Annotated in this window: 21 protein-coding genes; 9 read left to right on the top strand and 12 right to left on the bottom strand. The window is 70.6% G+C overall.

The window, feature by feature from the left end:
- Positions 1 to 2: 2 nt before the first annotated feature.
- From ACH34W_RS05440 to ACH34W_RS05430, 3 genes are all read right to left on the bottom strand, one after another.
- Entirely contained in the window at positions 3 to 2,120 is a 2,118-nt protein-coding gene (locus ACH34W_RS05440) for a SpoIIE family protein phosphatase (protein ID WP_395959584.1), read from the bottom strand.
- A gap of 166 nt (positions 2,121 to 2,286) precedes the next feature.
- A complete protein-coding gene (locus ACH34W_RS05435) occupies positions 2,287 to 2,895 on the bottom strand; it encodes a TetR/AcrR family transcriptional regulator (protein WP_395959583.1) in 609 nt (202 codons plus the stop codon).
- Positions 2,896 to 2,919: 24 nt separating this feature from the next.
- Positions 2,920 to 4,497, bottom strand: coding sequence for an MFS transporter (locus ACH34W_RS05430; protein ID WP_395959582.1), 1,578 nt, complete (start codon positions 4,495 to 4,497; stop codon positions 2,920 to 2,922).
- A 200-nt stretch (positions 4,498 to 4,697) separates the two neighbouring features.
- On the opposite strand from ACH34W_RS05430, the gene panB reads away from it, so the two are divergent.
- On the top strand, positions 4,698 to 5,549 hold the full coding sequence (gene panB / locus ACH34W_RS05425) for a 3-methyl-2-oxobutanoate hydroxymethyltransferase (RefSeq protein ID WP_395959581.1): 852 nt from the start codon (positions 4,698 to 4,700) through the stop codon (positions 5,547 to 5,549).
- 81 nt (positions 5,550 to 5,630) lie between these two features.
- Here the strand turns inward: panB and ACH34W_RS05420 are convergent, their stop codons facing one another.
- From ACH34W_RS05420 to npdG, 3 genes are all read right to left on the bottom strand, one after another.
- On the bottom strand, positions 5,631 to 6,368 hold the full coding sequence (locus tag ACH34W_RS05420; RefSeq protein ID WP_395959580.1) for a hypothetical protein: 738 nt from the start codon (positions 6,366 to 6,368) through the stop codon (positions 5,631 to 5,633).
- 1 nt (position 6,369) lies between these two features.
- Positions 6,370 to 6,726 (bottom strand): hypothetical protein, encoded by a 357-nt coding sequence (locus ACH34W_RS05415; RefSeq protein ID WP_395959579.1) that lies wholly within the window; start codon positions 6,724 to 6,726, stop codon positions 6,370 to 6,372.
- 89 nt (positions 6,727 to 6,815) lie between these two features.
- A complete protein-coding gene (npdG, locus tag ACH34W_RS05410; RefSeq protein ID WP_395959578.1) occupies positions 6,816 to 7,508 on the bottom strand; it encodes an NADPH-dependent F420 reductase in 693 nt (230 codons plus the stop codon).
- Between the two features lie 66 nt (positions 7,509 to 7,574).
- Between npdG and ACH34W_RS05405 the strand changes: the two genes are divergently transcribed.
- Both ACH34W_RS05405 and ACH34W_RS05400 read left to right on the top strand, forming a co-directional pair.
- Positions 7,575 to 8,192 (top strand): hypothetical protein, encoded by a 618-nt coding sequence (locus ACH34W_RS05405; protein ID WP_395959577.1) that lies wholly within the window; start codon positions 7,575 to 7,577, stop codon positions 8,190 to 8,192.
- 35 nt (positions 8,193 to 8,227) lie between these two features.
- The gene (locus ACH34W_RS05400) at positions 8,228 to 9,133 is read left to right on the top strand and encodes a cyclase family protein (RefSeq protein ID WP_395959576.1); all 906 of its coding nucleotides are present in this window, start codon (positions 8,228 to 8,230) and stop codon (positions 9,131 to 9,133) included.
- 16 nt (positions 9,134 to 9,149) lie between these two features.
- Here ACH34W_RS05400 and ACH34W_RS05395 read toward each other — a convergent pair whose 3' ends face one another.
- Positions 9,150 to 9,344: a hypothetical protein gene (locus tag ACH34W_RS05395; protein ID WP_395959575.1), complete on the bottom strand. Its 195-nt coding sequence runs from the start codon at positions 9,342 to 9,344 to the stop codon at positions 9,150 to 9,152.
- A gap of 68 nt (positions 9,345 to 9,412) precedes the next feature.
- Between ACH34W_RS05395 and map the strand changes: the two genes are divergently transcribed.
- The 3 genes from map to ACH34W_RS05380 are packed head-to-tail and all read left to right on the top strand — an operon-like array spanning position 9,413 to position 12,082.
- Positions 9,413 to 10,264, top strand: coding sequence for a type I methionyl aminopeptidase (gene map, locus ACH34W_RS05390; protein ID WP_395959574.1), 852 nt, complete (start codon positions 9,413 to 9,415; stop codon positions 10,262 to 10,264).
- Positions 10,265 to 10,307: 43 nt separating this feature from the next.
- Positions 10,308 to 10,994 (top strand): ComEA family DNA-binding protein, encoded by a 687-nt coding sequence (locus ACH34W_RS05385; protein WP_395959573.1) that lies wholly within the window; start codon positions 10,308 to 10,310, stop codon positions 10,992 to 10,994.
- Positions 10,995 to 11,047: 53 nt separating this feature from the next.
- The gene (locus ACH34W_RS05380) at positions 11,048 to 12,082 is read left to right on the top strand and encodes a DNA polymerase ligase N-terminal domain-containing protein (protein WP_395959572.1); all 1,035 of its coding nucleotides are present in this window, start codon (positions 11,048 to 11,050) and stop codon (positions 12,080 to 12,082) included.
- 5 nt (positions 12,083 to 12,087) lie between these two features.
- On the opposite strand, the gene ACH34W_RS05375 is transcribed toward ACH34W_RS05380, so the two are convergent.
- Positions 12,088 to 12,711 (bottom strand): NAD(P)-dependent oxidoreductase, encoded by a 624-nt coding sequence (locus ACH34W_RS05375; RefSeq protein WP_395959571.1) that lies wholly within the window; start codon positions 12,709 to 12,711, stop codon positions 12,088 to 12,090.
- Positions 12,712 to 12,800: 89 nt separating this feature from the next.
- Between ACH34W_RS05375 and ACH34W_RS05370 the strand changes: the two genes are divergently transcribed.
- On the top strand, positions 12,801 to 13,157 hold the full coding sequence (locus tag ACH34W_RS05370) for a winged helix-turn-helix transcriptional regulator (RefSeq protein WP_395959570.1): 357 nt from the start codon (positions 12,801 to 12,803) through the stop codon (positions 13,155 to 13,157).
- Positions 13,158 to 13,279: 122 nt separating this feature from the next.
- A complete protein-coding gene (locus ACH34W_RS05365) occupies positions 13,280 to 13,999 on the top strand; it encodes a metal-dependent hydrolase (RefSeq protein ID WP_395959569.1) in 720 nt (239 codons plus the stop codon).
- Here the strand turns inward: ACH34W_RS05365 and ACH34W_RS05360 are convergent.
- The 3 genes from ACH34W_RS05360 to ACH34W_RS05350 form a co-directional block, all read right to left on the bottom strand.
- Positions 13,983 to 14,855: an ATP-binding protein gene (locus ACH34W_RS05360; RefSeq protein WP_395959568.1), complete on the bottom strand. Its 873-nt coding sequence runs from the start codon at positions 14,853 to 14,855 to the stop codon at positions 13,983 to 13,985. The genes ACH34W_RS05365 and ACH34W_RS05360 overlap by 17 nt on opposite strands.
- A gap of 51 nt (positions 14,856 to 14,906) precedes the next feature.
- Complete coding sequence (locus ACH34W_RS05355) at positions 14,907 to 15,197, bottom strand: histidine kinase dimerization/phospho-acceptor domain-containing protein (protein WP_395960049.1); 291 nt, start codon at positions 15,195 to 15,197, stop codon at positions 14,907 to 14,909.
- 329 nt (positions 15,198 to 15,526) lie between these two features.
- Complete coding sequence (locus tag ACH34W_RS05350; RefSeq protein WP_395959567.1) at positions 15,527 to 15,841, bottom strand: hypothetical protein; 315 nt, start codon at positions 15,839 to 15,841, stop codon at positions 15,527 to 15,529.
- 74 nt (positions 15,842 to 15,915) lie between these two features.
- Here ACH34W_RS05350 and ACH34W_RS05345 point away from each other — a divergent pair, with 74 nt between their 5' ends.
- The gene (locus tag ACH34W_RS05345; RefSeq protein ID WP_395959566.1) at positions 15,916 to 16,164 is read left to right on the top strand and encodes a hypothetical protein; all 249 of its coding nucleotides are present in this window, start codon (positions 15,916 to 15,918) and stop codon (positions 16,162 to 16,164) included.
- Here ACH34W_RS05345 and ACH34W_RS05340 read toward each other — a convergent pair.
- Positions 16,161 to 17,252 (bottom strand): hypothetical protein, encoded by a 1,092-nt coding sequence (locus tag ACH34W_RS05340; RefSeq protein ID WP_395959565.1) that lies wholly within the window; start codon positions 17,250 to 17,252, stop codon positions 16,161 to 16,163. The two genes, ACH34W_RS05345 and ACH34W_RS05340, sit on opposite strands and share 4 nt — an antisense overlap.
- Positions 17,253 to 17,261 lie beyond the last annotated feature (9 nt).

Genomic DNA, 17,261 nt, shown 5'->3' with positions numbered 1-17,261 from the left:
GGCTACTCGCGGTGGTGGTTCTCACCGGGCCAGGTGGGGACGGGCTCGGAGGGGTCGGGGTCGACGCCCGGGACGATCTGCTCGCACCACACGACCTTGCCGGCGGCGGTGCGGCGGGTGCCCCAGCGGTGGGCGAGCTGGCTGACGACGAGCAGGCCGCGGCCGTTCTCCTCGTCGTCGGTGGCGTGCCGCAGGCGCGGCAGGGCGGCGGAGCGGTCCAAAACCTCACAGACCACCGTGCGCTCCAGCAGGAGCCGCAGCTCGATCGGGCCGCCGGGGGCGTAACGCAGCGCGTTGGTGACGAGCTCGGAGGCGAGCAGCTCGGTCGTGTAGGACAGATCGCCGAGCTCCCACTCGTCCAGCTTGCTGCGGACCAGGCCGCGGGCACGCCGGACGGCGGCGGGATCGGCGGGCAGGGTCCAGGTGGCGCAGCGGTCCTCGGGGAGGCGGCTCAGCCGCGCGATCAGCACCGCGATGTCGTCCCGGTGATGGTCGGCGTAGACGCCGTCGAGGGTCGCCTTGGCCAGGTCTTCCATCGGCAGGCTGGTGCTGTCGGGGCCGAAGACGCCCTGCAGCCGGGCGAGGCCGTCGTCGATGTCGGTGCCGCGGTTTTCGACCAGGCCGTCGGTGTAGATGACGAAGAGGCTGCCGTCCTCGACCTTGAACTCGCGGCTCTCGATCGTGGCGCCGCCGGAGACGCCCAGCGGCGGGGCGGGCGGGACCTCCAGGAAGTCGTTCAAGCCCCCCGGGGCGACGAGGAGCGGTGGGAGGTGCCCGGCGGAGGCGACCTCGATGGTGCCGGTGGTGGCGTCGTACACCGCGTACACGCAGGTGGCGAAATGCGGCTCCTGCTCGCCCAGCTCGATCATCAGCTCGTGCATGATGTGCAGCGCGTCGGCGGGCGGCAGTTCGAGGTTGGCGAGCGTGTGCAGCGCCGTGCGCAGGCGGCCCATCGTGACGGCGGCACGCACACCGTGCCCGGCGACGTCGCCGACGATGAGCGCGACACGGGCACCGGGCAGCGCGATCGACTCGTACCAGTCGCCGCCGACCTCGACCAGTTTGCTGCCGGGAAGGTAGCGGTGCCGGACCTCCACCGAGGACGGCGCGGACAGCCGGTTGGGCAGCAGGCTGCGCTGCAGCGTGAGCGCGGTCGCGCGCTCACGGCTGAACAGCCGGGCGTTGTCGATGACGATGGCGGCGCGGGAGGCGAACTCCATGCCGATCTCGACGTCGTACGCGTCGAACTTGCGGAATCCCGGCACCCGGGTGCAGGCGATGAAGCCGAGCAGCGTGTCGCGGGCTATCAGGGGCAGCAGGACCATCGAGACACCGGTGAGGAGCAGGCCCACCGGGCCGCGGCGCCACTTGTCGGCGATGTCTCCCGCAAGCTGGACGTCAACGTGCGGCAGGTGCACCGGCCGGGCGGTGTCCAGCACCTCGCGGTAGGGCGTGCCTTCGGGGTAGATGAGCACTTCACCGACGGGGAAGGTCGCGGTCCACGCGGGGTTGCCGTCGTCGGAGGTCACCGCGATGCGCCGCAGCACCGCCGAACCGGACTCGCTGTGCACCTCGTCGGCGGCGACCAGGCTCTCCAGGATCAGCACCGACGCGGTCGTGCAGAAGTGCGGGACGATGACGTCGACCAGGCCCTTGGCGACCTGGTCGAGGTCGAGGGAGGCGCCGAACCTCGCCAGCGGGTCGTCCATGAGGGCGCGCCGCATCAAGGCCGGATCCTGGTAGCGCTCGCTGACCGGGAGCGCCACGCGGACGAACAACAGCCCCGCCGGCGAGCCGGGCGCCCCGCCGCCGACGAGCGGCTGCGCGGTCACCACCGACTCGGTCGTGCTGCCGTCGCCACGCCGGACGCTCAGCACGGCACGGCGTTCCTGGCCCGCAATGATCGCCTCGAGCAGACCTTCGAGATCGCTCTTGGAGCCGTCGTCGACGAGCTCGGCTGCGGGTCGCCCGATCAGATCTGCGGGCGGACGCCCGAGCACGGCCTCGGCGTTCGGCCCGCACTGGACGATGCCCTGGGCACCGTCGATGCCGAGCACGAGCGTCCGCGACGCCGAGTCTGTGGCGGCCACATCGCCCTGCGGCGCAATCACGGATCTCACCTGAGGCGCTCCCGAAGCCGGTGTCCTACCACTCCCCAGCCGCCAGTATGGAGCATTACGGGCCATGGAGGGGAGAAGATCACGCTTACCTCGTCGAAATCGGTACCGTCCTGCCGTCCTCTTTCGGTCTCGCCGCTATAGGAGGAGCCGGCGGCGCGGGCCGGAGTCAGGCTCCGGGGCCCGCGATCCCCACCAGGAGGGTCGCCACGACCGCCTCGGGAAATCCCTCAGGCAGCTCGTCCATCGGCGTCTTGAGGCTGAGCGATCCGACCAGCATCGCGAGCGCGACATCGATGTCCAGGTCGGCGCGCAGCTCGCCGGTGTCGATGCCGCGCCGCAGGACCGTGCGGATGACGTCGCGGCGCGGCTCGATCACGTCCTGCCGGTAGCGGGCGTACAGCTCGGGGTGCTTCTCCGCGCCGCCGACCACGTTCCAGAAGCACTTGGCGTGCTTGCGGTGCCGTTCGGTGTGCATCGCGGCGGCGAGTACCAGCAGGTCCTCGCGCACCGAGTCGCCGGGCGGCGTGGGCAGCGTGCCCTTCACCGACGCCAGCGCGTCCACGATCAGCGCTTCCTTGTTGGACCAGCGCCGGTAGATCGTGGTCTTGCCGACGCCGGCCCGGGCGGCCACCGCCTCGATGGAGACGCCGGCCACGCCGGACTCCGCGGCGAGCAGATCGAGCGTCGCCTCGATGATCGCCTTCTCGGCGCGCTCGCTGCGCGGCCGCCCGGGTGACCTTCCGGCCCCCGGGCGCTGCTGCGTGGTCTCAGTCATCCCACATCCCGCTGCCTCATGGCTTCATACTCCGGCGGTCTCCCGCTCCTGGGGCTCGATGTCCCCAGTCTGCCCTGTCTCAGGGGTGATCGCGGCGCTACGGCCGGGCATCCACTTCAGCACGACCATCGCGCCGATGAAGGCGATCACGGCTGCGGCGATGGAGGCGACATGCATACCGTGCATGAACGCGTGGTTGGCCGAGTCGATGAGTCCCTGGCCGGCCGGGCCCATTCCGGCACCGACGTGGTTGGCGCCCTCGACGGACTCGGTCGCGACCTCGCGCGCCTCCGGCGGCAGTGCCGCCAGGCGGTCGGAGAGGTCCTGGCGGTAGACCGAGGCGACGACCGAGCCGAGCACGGCGACGCCGAGGGCCACCGCGACCTGGCGGGCGGTGTTGTTGATGGCCGATCCGGCGCCGGCCTTCTCCTTCGGCAGCGCCGACATGACCGACTCGGTCGCGGGCGGCATCACGTTGGCCATGCCCGCGCCCTGCACGAAGAAGATCACGCCCAGTACCCACAGCGGGCTGGTCTCGTCCACGAACTGGTAGCCGGCCAGGGCCGCCGCGACCATGAGGAGGCCGGCGGTGCAGACCGCCCTGGCGCCGAACCTGCGCACCATCGTCGAGCTGCGCGGCGAGAAGATCAGCTGGGCCGCCGCGAACGGCAGCACCATCATGCCCGCGTGCAGCGGGCTCAGGCCGCGCACCGACTGCATGTAGAAGTTGGTGAAGAAGAACACGCCGGCCGCGGCGAAGAAGCACAGCGCGATGGACGCGACGGCAGCGGACAAGCGCGGGTCACGGAAGAGCCGCACGTCGAACGCCGGGTGCTCGGTACGGGCCTCGTGCCAGACGAAGAGCCCCAGCACGGCCAGCCCGAGCACGATCGGGCCGAGCACGGGCGGCGCGAGCCAGTCACCGCGTTCGCCGCCCTGGATGATGCCGTACGAGACGGCCACCAGGCCGATGATCGACAGCAGCACGCCCGCGGGGTCGAGCCCGCCGGGCAGCGGGTTGCGCGACTCGGGCACGAGGAACGTCATCAGAAGCAAGCCGATCACCACGACCGGCACGTTGATGAGGAACACCGAGCCCCACCAGAAGTGGGCGAGCAGCAGGCCGCCGGTGACCGGGCCGATGGCCACGGCCAGGCCGACCGCGCCGGCCCAGATGCCGATCGCGCGGCCGCGCTCGTGCGGCTCGAAGACATTGGTGATGATCGAGAGTGTCTGGGGCATGATCGCGGCACCGCCGAGGCCCATCAGGGCGCGGGCCCAGATCAGCTGCTCGGGGGTCTGCGCGTACGCCGACACCAGCGAGGCGATGGCGAAGACCACCATGCCGCCCATGAGGACGCGCTTGCGGCCGAGCCGGTCGCCGACCACACCGAACGTGAACAGCAGGCCCGCAAAGACCAGCGTGTAGGAGTTGATCGACCACTCGAGCTGGCTCTGCGTCGCCCCCAGCCCCTGGTTGGGGTCGGCGATGGTCTTGAGCGCCACGTTGAGGATCGTGTTGTCGAGCACGACGACGAGCAGGCTGAACGTCAGCACGCCCAGGATCGCCCAGCGTCGGCGCTGGATGGTTTCTTGATCCACTGCACTCCCTCGGGCCTTCGGGAAGACCCAACGATACGGATGCGTTGCGTATTTCAACGTACTCCCGCGCTCACCGATACGCAACCGTATCGTTTCGATATTATCTGGGAATTCGGGAGGGTTTCGGAATCGTTGGGAGAGTGGGATCATCGGTTCCGTCCGGGTACGCCACAGTGGCGCCTCGAGACTGGAGGTTCAGCGTGTCTACTTCTTCAGCTCCCGCTGCTCAGCCGACCGCCCTTTATGGCGGCAAGAGCAACCGCCGGGTCACCGTACGCGACATCGCCGCCGCCAAGGAGCGGCACGAGAAGTGGCCGATGCTCACCGCGTACGACGCCCTCACCGCACGCGTCTTCGACGAGGCCGGGATCCCGGTGCTGCTCGTGGGCGACTCCGCCGCGATGGTGGTGTACGGCTACGACTCGACGATCCCCGTCACCGTGGACGACCTGATCCCGCTGACCGCCGCCGTGGTCCGCGGCTCCAAGCGCGCCATGGTCGTCGCCGACCTGCCGTTCGGCTCGTACCAGACCGGCGTCGCCGAGGGCCTGGCCACCGCCACCCGTTTCCTCAAGGAGACCGGCGCGCACGCCGTCAAGCTCGAAGGCGGCCGCCGCGTCCTCCCCCAGGCCGAGGCCATGGTCGCCGCCGGCATCCCGGTGATGGGCCACCTCGGTCTCACCCCGCAGTCGGTCAACGTCTTCGGCGGTTACCGCGTGCAGGGCCGGGGCCAGGCGGGCGACGAACTCATGTCCGACGCCAAGGCGCTCGAAGCCGCCGGCGCGTTCGCCATCGTGCTCGAATGCGTCCCCGAGGACCTGGCCGCCAGGGTCACCGCCTCGCTGTCGATCCCGACCATCGGCATCGGCGCGGGCGACAACACCGACGCGCAGGTGCTGGTCTGGCAGGACATGGCCGGGCTCACCCCGCACACCGCCAAGTTCGTCAAGAAGTACGCCGACCTGCAGACCGTCCTCGGTGACGCTGCCCGGCAGTACGCGGACGAGGTCGTGGGCGGCGCCTTCCCCACGTCCGAACACGCCTACCACTGACGAACACGTAGCGGACAAAGACGCAGCGAAAAGAACGGCCGGGGCACTCCCCGGCCGTTCTCGCGTTGGCTGCTTTCTCGTTCAGTCCGGGTTCGAACGGACCGGATCGCGCTGTGGCTCGCCGTCCGCAAGCTCGCGCCGCGGCCCAGGGATACGTGCTCCGTCGCCGGGGGCGGCGTCGACCTCGATCTCCGATCGGAGCGTGCTGACGGCGGCCTGCAGAACGTCGGGCCCGGCGACATTGATCAGCAGCAGCCCGAGGTTGAGGGCCTTCTGCCGGTCGGTCATCTCGTCGGTGCCGCCCAGCGCGTCCACGGCGGTGCGCAGCGCGGCCTGATCCTCGGCCGAGACGTTCATGAGCAGCCCGAGGCAGTACGTGGGCAGCGCGAGCCGGGCCTTGGCGAACGAGATGTCCTTCATGATGTCACCGGCCTCGTTCGCACGGGCCTTGGCCTGCATGCGGTCCACGCCGCGGTCGGCGGCGGCCAGCAGCGCGCTGAGCAGTGTGCTCGGCCCGACGGCGACGTCCTCCTCGCCGACCCGGACGGTGAACACCGCGCTACGGAAGATCATCATCGAGCCGAGGCTGGCGGCGATCACCTGTGCGGCCCCCGCCATCTCGGGCGACGGCACGCCGAGCTTCCAGTCGAACGTGTGGAGCAACAACAGCGAGCCCGCGCCGGCCGCGCCGTTGATCATGACGTACGCCCAGGTGCTCGGGACCCGGACGAGCTTGCCGGGGTGATCCCGGTAGCGGCTGATGAGCTCCGCGACCCCGACGAGACAGCTCAGGGCGATCGTGACGAGGTACCCGGCCATCTCAGACGGGCCCGCTGCCGCCCGTTCGGCGGACGACCTCGTCGACCTCGCGTTCGACCGCGACCAGGCCGCGGTCCCGCAGCGCCTCGACGGCCTCGGCGACCTCCAGCAACCCCAGTCCGGTGCCGTGATGGATCTCTTCCAGCGTCTGCGGCGCGTTGACGGCGTCGAGCTGGCTCAGCACACGGCGACAGCCGTCGGGGAGGTCGGCCGCGTCACCGCTGCCCGGCGCGTGGCCCGGCTCCGGGGCAGGCTGGGCCGCCGGAACGTGCCGGTCGGCCGGGGCGGGGCCACCGCCACCTCGCGCCGAGGTGGTCAGGAACGTGCTCCACGGATCGGCCGAGCGCTTCTGCCTCATTGTCACCTGCCCTGTTGGCTCAGATGATACGACGCGCGAAGGCCGGGCGGCGTTCCGGTCAGCCATCCGTCACCTCCGTACGGCATGGGTCACACGTCGGTGATGCGGAGCCCGGCGTGCGCCTTGTAGCGCCGGTTGATGGAGATGAGGTTGGCGGTGAAGGCCTCGATCTGGTGCGCGTTGCGCAACCGGCCGCCGTAGACGCCGCGCATCCCCGGGATGCGGCCCGCGAGGGCCTGAACCAGGTCGGTCGCCTCCCGGTCGTCGCCGAGTACGAGCACGTCCAGCTCCATCTCGTCGACCTCGGGGCCGAGCAGCAGCTTCGCGGACACATGGTGGAACGCGGCGACGACCCGGCTGTCGGCGAGCACAGCCTCGGCCTGCTGGGCGGCGCTGCCCTCCTCGACCGGCAGGGGGTACGCGCCCTTCTTGTCGAAGCCCAGCGGGTTCACGCAGTCCACGACGATCTTTCCTGCCAGTTCGGCGCGCAACGACTCCAGCGTGGCCTTGTGCCCGTCCCACGGCACCGCGACGATCACGACGTCGGCCTCGCTCGCGGCCACGGCGTTCTCCGCGCCTCGCACGGGCAACCCCTCGCCCAGTGCCTCGGCCGCCTGCTGCGCGCGCTCCGCCTTGCGCGAGCCGATGATCACCTGGTGCCCGGCGAGCGCGAACCGGCGCGCCAGGCCGCCGCCCTGGTCGCCGGTGCCACCGAGGATGCCGATCGTCAGACCGCTCGCGTCCGGCAGGTCGTAGGGGGTCTTCGTCTGCTGCTCCGTCATGGTCACGAGTCTGCCAGGTGAGCCCGAACGCCATTCACCCGACCTCCGGCCTCCCTGTGCGGCACGATGGAGCGCGTGGACGCCGAGCAGGTGACGTTGTTGCGAGAGGTGCTGGCCGCCACCGGCTGGCTGGAGCGCACCGGCGAGTTCGGCCGGGCGCTGCGGGTCAGCGTGCGCACGCCGGGCGGGCTGCTGCTGGTGGGCACGCCCGCCGAGGACCCCTGGCATCTGGCTGCGCACCTCGACGACGAGAGCCGCCTCGGGGCGATGCCCGAGCTGTCTCCCACGCTGGTGCGCTGGTCGCCGCCGCCGGACGCCCCGCCGCACCTGCGGATCGGGCTGGAACGCCTTGAACGTGCGCAGCGCGGCGAGACGCTCTTCGTGGTCGCGGAGGAGGAGGCGCCCGTCCCGTTGCTGGAACGGGTCGACGACGCGCGCCGGACCGGCGCGGTCATCCTGGCGATGGAGGGCGGGGATCGCGAGCTCCAGGGCCTGGCACACGAGGCGCTCACGGTGTCGCCCGAGGAGTCGCTCATCTCCTTCGACGGCGCCCAGCACCTGGTGAGCGCGGCGGCCGGCCAGGAGGCGTCAGAGGCCCGGCCGAGACCCGGGTTGCGGGACCGGCTGGCCCGTGTGCTCGACAGGATCAGCGGTACGGTCGCCGACGAGTCGCACCTGCGCTGAGGTCACCCCCCGGTCGGCCAGGCAGAATGTGCCGCATGAGCGAAGCAACCGAATTCCGCGTGCAGTTCGACGCCGACGTGACGTTCCGCAACGGCGGCGGCCTGCAGGCTCAGGAGTTCCGGCTCGACCTGCCCGGCGACACGATCTCGGATGCCGACCTGGCGGCGCTGTTCGTCCGGCATCTGGGCCTGCTCATGGTCGACAAGGTCGCGATCAGCAACAAAACCGTGCTGGCGGAGCCCCACAAGGGGTCGCGCGGAGTGGCTGCCGGCCGCCCAGTCGAGCGGCGTGTCGTCGACCTCTCGCACGTCCTGCGGGACGGGAGCATCACGGTGCCGGGGCTGCCCGGTCCGGAGATCGGCGACCACCTGAGCAGGGAGAAGTCGGCTGCGCGCTACGCGCCCGGCACCAGCTTCCAATTCGACCGGATCTCGATGGTCTCCGGCACCGGCACGTATGTGGACAGCCCCAATCACCGTTTCGCCGACGGGGTGGACGTGGCAGGGCTGCCATTGGCGCAGCTGGCCGACCTCGACGGGCTTGTGGTGCGCGTCACCGAGGGCGGCCCGATCGACACGGCCGTGCTCGCCCCGTACGACGTGCACGGGCGGGCTGTGATCATCCACACGGGCTGGGACCGGCACTGGGGCACTCCGGCCTATGGCTCCGGCGAGCACCCGTACGTCACCGCGGACGCCGCCGCCTGGCTCGCCGGCCATGGCGCCGCGCTGGTCGGCATCGACACGGTGAACATCGACACCACCGCCGATCCCGCACGTCCCGCGCACACCACGCTGCTGGCCGCAGGGATTCCGATCGTCGAGCATCTGACCGGGCTCGACCGGTTGCCGCCCGACGGCTTCCGGTTCCATGCCGTGCCGCCCGCGATCGAGGGGATGTCCTCGTTCACCGTGCGCGCCTACGCTGTGATCGGCGCCTGACCGCCTAGTCGTCGCCCTAGTCGTCGCCGTCGAAGGTCGCGTCCTGCTTGCGCCAGGCCTCGTTGCGCTCGCGGGCGGTGGCCAGGGCGTTGGCAGCGTCTGACTGACTCTGGTACGGCCCCATGCGGTCCTTGTTAGGACAGCCCGCGCCGTGCTCGACCTTCATGTGCTTAAGGCAGAACCACCAGTCACCATCGTTGTCCTTACTCATCTCAAATCCTCCGATCTTGGCCCTGCCCCAGATTCGTGCCCGGATCCTGCTGACTACACTCCAGGTATATGACGACCCAACTGCTCCGGCCCGGCCGCGTGTCGCCCATGCGCAAGGTTCCCGCCCATATCGCGCGGCCAGAGTACGTCGGCAAGAAGCGTCCCAGGACGGGCGAGCCGGACGTCAAGTCCCCCGAGATCATCGAGAAGATGCGGGTGGCCGGCCGGATCGCCGCGCAGGCGCTGGAGGAGGTCGGCCGGCATGTGCGCCCCGGCGTCACCACCGACGAGCTGGACGTCATCGGCCACGAGTTCCTGCTGGAGCACGACGCCTACCCGTCCACGCTCGGCTACCGCGGCTTCCCCAAGTCGCTGTGCACCTCGATCAACGAGGTGATCTGCCATGGCATCCCCGACGACACGGTGCTGAGTGACGGCGACATCGTCAACATCGACATCACGGCGTTCATCGACGGCGTGCACGGCGACACCGACGCCACGTTCCTCTGCGGCGACGTCGACGAGGAGTCGCGGCTGCTGGTCGAGCGCACCCGCGAGGCCACGATGCGCGCCATCAAGGCGGTCGCGCCGGGCCGCGCGCTCAACGTGATCGGCCGCGTGATCGAGTCGTACGCCAGGCGGTTCGGGTACGGGGTGGTGCGCGACTTCACCGGCCACGGCATCGGCACCACGTTCCACTCCGGGCTGGTCGTACCGCACTTCGACGACCCGAGCGCGACCACGATGATGCAGCCGGGGATGACGTTCACCATCGAGCCGATGCTCACGCTCGGCACCCATGACTACGACATGTGGGACGACGGCTGGACGGTCGTCACCAAGGACCGCAAGCGCACCGCGCAGTTCGAGCACACGCTCCTGGTGACCGAGAACGGCCACGAGATCCTGACGCTTCCCTGACCTTCACAACAAAATCACCCATACCGGCTCGGGAGATCGCTCGATGAACGCCCCAGCGCCGTACGAACCACGGGTCCCCTCGGACAGCATGCCGCCCGGTCGAGCGGCATTGAGCGTGACCTGGGCGGCGCTGCCGTTCCTCACCCTCGGCTACGCCACTCCCTTCACCTTCGCCGCGGCGGCGCTCTGGCGGCGCAGTGCGCACCTCCTGGTGGCGTCCGCGGCCTACATCTCGGTGTTCGGGCTGCTGCTCGTGCTCCTGCCCGACATCGAGCAGGACGGCACCCGGCGCATCATCGGCATCCTCACGTTCCTCCTGGCCGTCGTCGGCTGCGGGCACGCCTTCCTGATCCGCCGCCGGGTGTTCGACCCCGACGGCCTCTCCGGCGTCGACAACGAGGCGGTCATCGAACGGGTGCGGCGGCAGCGGCTGCTGCGGGACAAGGCGCGCAAGCTGGCCGCCGACGACCCGGGCCTGGCCCGCGAGCTGCGCATCGGCCGTCCCGACCTGCCGCGCGAGTACAACGACGGCGGCCTGGTCGACGTCAACCATGCACCGGCGGAGGCGCTGACCCTGCTGCCGGGCGTCACGCCGGAGCTCGCCGTGCGGATCGAACGGGTGCGTGCCGAGACCGGCGGGTTCCTGTCCGCTGAGGAGCTGTCGGCGGTGGCGGGCCTGCCGCCGGCGCTCACGGCCGGGGTCGCCGACTACGCTGTCTTCATCCACTGACCTTCTGGCAACGATTTTTTATCGTCCGGGTGATTCCAGGGTAAGAAGCCTGCGTGGCCGCGAAGAAGAAGGGCAAGGACGCAGACACCGACCACCGTGATCCGCTCGCCGAGTATCGGGACAAGCGCGACGCGGGCAAGACACCCGAGCCGGTCCCGACGGGCGACGACGCGCTACCCCGGGGCGACGACGACACGTTCGTGATCCAGGAGCACCACGCACGCAGCCTGCACTGGGATCTCCGGTTGGAACGAGATGGCGTGCTCGTCTCGTGGGCGGTGCCCAAGGGCATCCCGCCGAGCCCGAAGGTGAACCACCTCGCCGTGCACACCGAGGACCACCCGCTCGAGTACGCCACGTTCGAGGGCGAGATCCCGCAGGGCGAGTACGGCGCCGGGACGATGACGATCTGGGACCGCGGCACGTACGAGACCGAGAAGTGGTCCGAGCGCGAGGTCATGGTCGTGCTGCACGGCTCGCGGGTGTCGGGCAAGCACGTCCTGTTCCGCACGCGCGGCAAGAACTGGATGATCCACCGCATGGACCCGCCGGCGGACCCGGACGCCGAGCCGCTGCCCGAGCGGCTGCGCCCGATGCTTCCCGCCGAGAAGAGACGCCTCCCCCACGACCAGGACGCCTACGGCTTCGAGTTCGCGTGGGGAGGCAGGCGTCTGCTCGCCTACGTCGAGGGCGGCCGGACCCGCTTCACCGACGGCCGGTCGCGGGAGGTCGGCGGCCCGGCCGGACTGGGCGGCCCGCTCGGACGCGACGTAGGCGCCCGTCCCGTGCTCCTGGACGGGGAACTGGCACAGGTGGAGGGGCGCGAGACGTACCTCATCTTCGATGTACTGCATCTCGACGGCCACTCATTGCTTGACGTGCCCTACTCCGAACGTCGCGAGCGCCTGGAGGAAATGGGCCTGTCGGGGCCTCGCTGGCAGACCACGCCCTGGTTCCCCGGTGAGGGCGAGGCCGTCCGGGAGGCCGCCGCCGCCCAGGGGCTACCCGCAATCGTCGCCAAGCGCCTCGGCTCCGTCTATGAGCCCGGTGCGCGGACCGAGGACTGGCGGCTCATTCCCGTCCGATAAGACCGTCAGTAGGCCACGCTGATGCGGCGGCCGACGGCGTTCCGGTTCTCCAGTTCGTCGACCAGCGCGATGGCGTAGTCCTCAGCGCTGATCCGGCTGTTGCCCTCGGCGTCAGTCAGGAGCTGGTCGCCGCCGATCCGGAACGTGCCGGTCCGCTCCCCCGGCTCGATGACCCCCGCTGGCGAGACGTAGGTCCACTCCAGGTCGTCCGCCTCCTTCCGGATCAGGTCCAGCAGGTCGGCCTGCGCCAGGGACTCGGCCTTGTAGATCTCCGGGAAGTGCGGGTCGTCCACGTGCCGGACGCCCGGCGCGACCTCCAGGCTCCCCGCGCCGCCGACCACGACCAGGCGCCGGACTCCGGCCTCGCGCAGCCCGTCCAGCACGGCGCGCCCGGCGGCCAGAAGGGGGCCGGAGGCTTCCGAGCCGTCGCGCGGCGGCGAGATCGCCAGTACGACGGCGTCGTGGCCCGCGGCGACCGCCGCGACGGCCGAGGTGTCGGTCGCGGTGAGCTTCGCGGTCCCGTCGGCCCCGCCCCGGGTGGTGCCGGTGATCTCGTGACCGCGGTCGCGGGCCTCGCTGGCGACCCGGCTCCCGATCATGCCGGTGGTCCCGATCAGCAGAATCTTCATGGCTCTGACCTCCGTTAACGTCGTTGCGGGCCAACAGTATCCATCGGATACTGGTTACTTCAACGTTCCATTGGTACCCTCGAGAAACCATGCAGCACGGAGACGCGTTCGACCCCAACTGCCCCACCCGGCTGGTCCTTGACCGCATCGGCGACAAGTGGTCGGTGCTGGTCGTGCTGAGCCTGCGCGACGGACCACGCCGCTTCACCCAGCTCCGCGACATGATCGGCGGCATCACCCCCAAGGTCCTCACCCAGACCCTGCGGACGATGGAGCGTGACGGCCTGCTGACCAGGCAGGTCTTCGCCGAGGTGCCACCCCGCGTCGAGTACGCCCTGACCCCGCTGGGCCTGTCACTCCAGCGGCCGATCCAGGCCATCACCGACTGGGCCGAGGAGAACGTGAACGAGGTCATGACGGCCCGTTCCGCCCACGCGGGAACCTGAGCCGCCCCGCCCACCTCAAATCGGTAGAGCCCGGCACCGGCGCGCCGTCGCCGGTGCCGATCACCATCCGGTTAGAGTCCGGCCGTGGCGACGAAAAAGGTGAATACGCGGGTGAAGCTCGCATGATGGGCCGAACGCACGCTCTCAGCGGGGCGCTGGTCTGGATGGCCGCCGTGCCGGTCATCAGCCAGGAGAAACTCCTCGGCGACTACGCCGTCTCACTGTCCCCCCAGCAGGTCCTCGCGGGCGCGGTCGTCTGCGCAGGTGCGGCGATCCTGCCGGACATCGACCATCACAACGGCCGCATCGCCAACACCTTCGGCCCGATCACGAAGGTCATGTGCAAGTGGATCGGCAAGCTGTCCGGCGGGCACCGGATGGCCACCCACTCGATCCTGTTCGCGATCCTCATCGGCTGGGCCATGGACGCCCTCGCCACCCACGTCGTCTACGCCTGGTGGGCATGCCTCTTCATGATCGTCGGCCTCGGCCTGCGCGGCGTGGGCTTCGACTTCGAGGGCAAGGAGCCGCAGTCCGCCTTGATGGACTGTGCCCTCGCGGGCATCGCGGTCTGGCTCATGCACGGCCTGGACATGAGCTTCGTCGGCTTCGCGATAACGCTGGGCTGCCTGGCGCACGTCGCCGGAGACTGCCTGACACCGCGCGGCTGCCCGGTCGTCTGGCCACTCAAGATGCGCGTCGAGGTCCCGCTGATCCCCCGTACGGACGGCAAAGTGGAACGCTTCGTGGTCGCACCGCTGCTGACCCTGGGCGTCGCCATCCTCACCGTACGGTCGATGCTCGGCGACGTCGCCGCGGACTGGCTCAACCGGACAGGTTGAGCGGCTTCTCCTCTCTCAGGTCGCGGTAGTCCTCGCACGAGAGCACCCGCCAGCGGGGGGGGTGCTCTGTGGTTTCCGGCGCACTGGTCAGCCGAACGTTCACCCGGTCGTTCGCGACCAGGGCCTCCCCGGTGCACGCGACCTGCCCGAGCGCCAGCCTTGACCAGTGCGCCTCCTGATCCGGTGTGACGTCCAGGGTGAAACCTCCCTCGGACTCGTTGAACCGTGCCCACAGGCGGGCGACCGGCACTTCGGAGTACAACCCATTGCTTTCCTCGTAGTAGGTGGGCGGCACACCGAGCTGGGGAATCGCGAGCAGCCCGTAACCGGGGACCGTCGGGCGGGTCGTCTCGACCAGCTTCCCCTTCCGGACCAGGAACACCGTGATCGTGCCACGCGGCCCCCCGGCCTCGGGCGCGGGGCCCGCGCTGATGATCGCGGTGGCCCGAACACCCCATCCGCCGCCCTCCGCCGCGTTTCCCGCCTCCAGCGCGCCTCCGTGCAGCACCGCGTTCTCGCGGGCGATGGACAGGCCCAGACCGCTCCCCTCACTTCGCGATCGGGCGGCCTCCGCCTTGACGAACCGGTCGAAGATCACCGGCAGGACGTCGGAAGGAATGCCCGGCCCGCTGTCGGTGACCACGAGTTCGAGTCCCTCCCAGCCGTCCCGGGAGGCGCAACCGAAGCCCAACCGGACCGGCGGACGACCGTGCCGGATGGCGTTGCCCGCCAGGTTTGCGACGATCACGTCGAACCGGCGCGGATCGAGCCGGGCCACCAGATCGGCGGGCCCGTCCACGTCGATCTGGTCCGCCAGGCCCCGGGCACCGAGCGTGGCGGCGACCGCGTCGGCCATCACGACGTCGTCCAGGACCAGGCGCGCCGCGCCCGCGTCGAAGCGGCTGATCTAAAGGAGGTCGTCGGTGAGACGGTGCAGGCGGCGGGTCTCCTCGGCCACGAGCCGGACGGCCGTGGCCCCGTCACCGTTCGCCGCCGTCTCCTCGGCGAGCACCTCCGTGGCCGCGACCATCGCTGTGAGCGGCGTGCGCAGCTCATGCGACACGTCGGCGACGAACCGGCGCGACGCGGCGTCCTTCGCCCGCAGTTCGGTCACCATGCGTTCCAGCGCCTCGGCGGTGCGGTTGAAGGTCTCGGCCAGGTCGGCGAGCTCGTCCCGGCCGCGGACCGTCACCCTCAGTCCGAGCTCTACCCGGAGGGCATCCGGGACCTCGCGGGCAACGTCGAGACCCGCATGACGACGCTCGACGGCCAGCTATGGGCGTGGTCGGGGGCCGCCGGTCAGATCTGGTACCTCGTCGTCTCCACCTGGGGCCTGGCGGGTGTCGGCCTCGTGGCGCTGCTCGCCGCACTCTCCAGGAGAGGAACGGGCGGCACGGACCGCTTCATAGCGGCCGTCGTGCTGGCGGCCACGTTCGGAGTGGCGTACGCGTCATCCGCCGCTTTGCGCTACGAGCACCGGGTGGGCAACTTCGCCTATGGCCGGTACCTGTCCTGCCTCGCGCTCGTCTATGCGCTCATCGGACTCGCCGCCTTGATCCGTGCGACGGGGAGGCAGCGCACCGGACTGGTGGCGGGCGCGGCGGCCGTCCTGGCGGGCAGCGGTCTGTGGGTGGCCCTGTACGCGGGCGAACGGCTCCGCACCCACCAGTTCATCGGATTCGACTTCCCCGAGACCTCGTTCCTGACCGCCGACCGGACCGCGTTGCACCTGACCACGGCCTCGGTGTCGGCGTTCGTGCTGCTGGCGGGCTTTGCGGCCCTCCGGAGGATGAACGCGCTCGCGGCGGCGGCGGGACTGCTCGCGGTCAGCCTGGCCGCCATGACGTTCATCATGGGAACCAGCACGAAGCGGGTCGCGCCCGTCTCGCCCGTCGAGAGTGTCGGCGGGCGGGCGCGTGGCCATCGAGCCGTCGTTGTGGGTGATACGGATCGTCCTGCTCTATCCGGTCTGGTGGACGCAGCTGGAGCGGCTCGACCCACGGATCGCCCGGCCCGCACCGGACGTGTGCACAGTGATCGTCAATCGGCCCGCCGGGACGAGCGTGGCGGCCTCCTGGCCCGGCCGCCCGGCGGGATGGGCGGCCACGCCAGGCGCGTCGTGGGGCCTCTCCTGGGTCGTCTGGCGGGCGCCATCCTGCCCCTAGAAGCGCGTGACGAGCGCGATGCGTTCGTGGTCGATGAGGAAGCCGTCGGAGACGAAGGTGACCTCGCCGCCGTATTCCAGGGCGGTCTCGATGATGTTGTCCACGACGTCGTCGACGACGTCGGCGCCCTTGAGGGCGCCGAGCGGCCCCTCCACCGGGACGACCTCGCCCTTGGCCCGCACCGCCGGGACGTAGTAGCCGCGCTCGACCACCAGGTGCTCGCCGCGGCCCTCCTCGACCAGGCTCAGGACCTCGGCGATCCCGGCGGCGTAGCGCTGGAGGCTGCGCGCCGCCTCCAGCTCGCTGAGCACCCCGACCTCGCGGAAGTCCTCGTAGGCGTGCAGGGCCGGCCGGGCCAGCTCGGCGAGCCGGCCGGGCGAGGCGCCCGCGTGGCTGCCGTCGACGCGGCCCGCGACGGTGATGCCGGGGCCGGCGAGCTCGTCGAAGAACGCCTGGTGGCGGGTGACCCCGGCGACGATGACGGGCCGCCGGTCGTGGGCCAGCACGTCCTCGAGCGCCCCGACGACCTCGCGGATCAGCTGCCGGTGGTGCTCGTCGCCGTGCCGGGCGGGACGCGGCGAATGCCGGGCGGTGCGTTCCTCCTCCTGCACGGGAGTGATCGGGAACCCGTGCTGCGTGACCTCGGTGAGCTCGTCGCCCTGGCCGTCCCACAGCTGCGTCTGCTGGTCGGAGATCGACAGCAGCCAGTAACGCATGGTGCGGGTGTAGGCGGCGACGAGGTCACGGGTGGCGAACGTGGTGTCGACGATCACGCGTTCGTCCACGGGCTGATCGATCGTGAAGGCATGATGCTCGCCACCCGGCGCCGCGAACAGCACCAGGCTGTCCTCGGCGTGCCGCAGATCCACCTCGCCGGCCGCCTGCTCCAGGCCGCGCACGACCTCGTCCACGGCGGCCGGGTTGACCCGGGTGTCCTCGCGCAGGCGGCGGCGCACCTCGGCCAGGAGGTTGCGCAACCGGATCGGGTCCTGCCGGTTGTCCGGCGCCCGGCGGTTGGTCGGCATCATCACCGACACCGCCGGGAAGGTCCGCGGTTTGCGCAGTTCGGACAGAGTAGCGGCGTCCATGATCCCCCG

It is taken from the genome of Actinomadura sp. 6N118 (genome assembly GCF_044326415.1).
In the GTDB taxonomy this organism is placed as follows: Bacteria; Actinomycetota; Actinomycetes; order Streptosporangiales; family Streptosporangiaceae; genus Spirillospora.
Note: the sequence above shows the minus strand (reverse complement) of the source record. Positions and strands in the feature narration are given on the sequence as shown.

Bases quoted from the DNA above. Each gene is read 5' to 3' on its own strand.
- ACH34W_RS05365 (WP_395959569.1), top strand. From the start codon at position 13,280: ATGATGGGCCGAACGCACGCTCTCAGCGGGGCGCTGGTCTGGATGGCC.
- map (WP_395959574.1), top strand. From the start codon at position 9,413: ATGACGACCCAACTGCTCCGGCCCGGCCGCGTGTCGCCCATGCGCAAG.
- ACH34W_RS05370 (WP_395959570.1), top strand. From the start codon at position 12,801: ATGCAGCACGGAGACGCGTTCGACCCCAACTGCCCCACCCGGCTGGTC.
- ACH34W_RS05375 (WP_395959571.1), bottom strand. From the start codon at position 12,711: ATGAAGATTCTGCTGATCGGGACCACCGGCATGATCGGGAGCCGGGTC.
- npdG (WP_395959578.1), bottom strand. From the start codon at position 7,508: ATGACGGAGCAGCAGACGAAGACCCCCTACGACCTGCCGGACGCGAGC.
- ACH34W_RS05420 (WP_395959580.1), bottom strand. From the start codon at position 6,368: ATGGCCGGGTACCTCGTCACGATCGCCCTGAGCTGTCTCGTCGGGGTC.
- ACH34W_RS05415 (WP_395959579.1), bottom strand. From the start codon at position 6,726: ATGAGGCAGAAGCGCTCGGCCGATCCGTGGAGCACGTTCCTGACCACC.
- ACH34W_RS05360 (WP_395959568.1), bottom strand. From the start codon at position 14,855: ATGGCCGACGCGGTCGCCGCCACGCTCGGTGCCCGGGGCCTGGCGGAC.
- ACH34W_RS05400 (WP_395959576.1), top strand. From the start codon at position 8,228: ATGAGCGAAGCAACCGAATTCCGCGTGCAGTTCGACGCCGACGTGACG.
- ACH34W_RS05350 (WP_395959567.1), bottom strand. From the start codon at position 15,841: ATGGCGGCCAGGCTGACCGCGAGCAGTCCCGCCGCCGCCGCGAGCGCG.
- ACH34W_RS05385 (WP_395959573.1), top strand. From the start codon at position 10,308: ATGAACGCCCCAGCGCCGTACGAACCACGGGTCCCCTCGGACAGCATG.
- ACH34W_RS05340 (WP_395959565.1), bottom strand. From the start codon at position 17,252: ATGGACGCCGCTACTCTGTCCGAACTGCGCAAACCGCGGACCTTCCCG.
- ACH34W_RS05395 (WP_395959575.1), bottom strand. From the start codon at position 9,344: ATGAGTAAGGACAACGATGGTGACTGGTGGTTCTGCCTTAAGCACATG.
- ACH34W_RS05405 (WP_395959577.1), top strand. From the start codon at position 7,575: ATGGAGCGCGTGGACGCCGAGCAGGTGACGTTGTTGCGAGAGGTGCTG.
- ACH34W_RS05435 (WP_395959583.1), bottom strand. From the start codon at position 2,895: ATGACTGAGACCACGCAGCAGCGCCCGGGGGCCGGAAGGTCACCCGGG.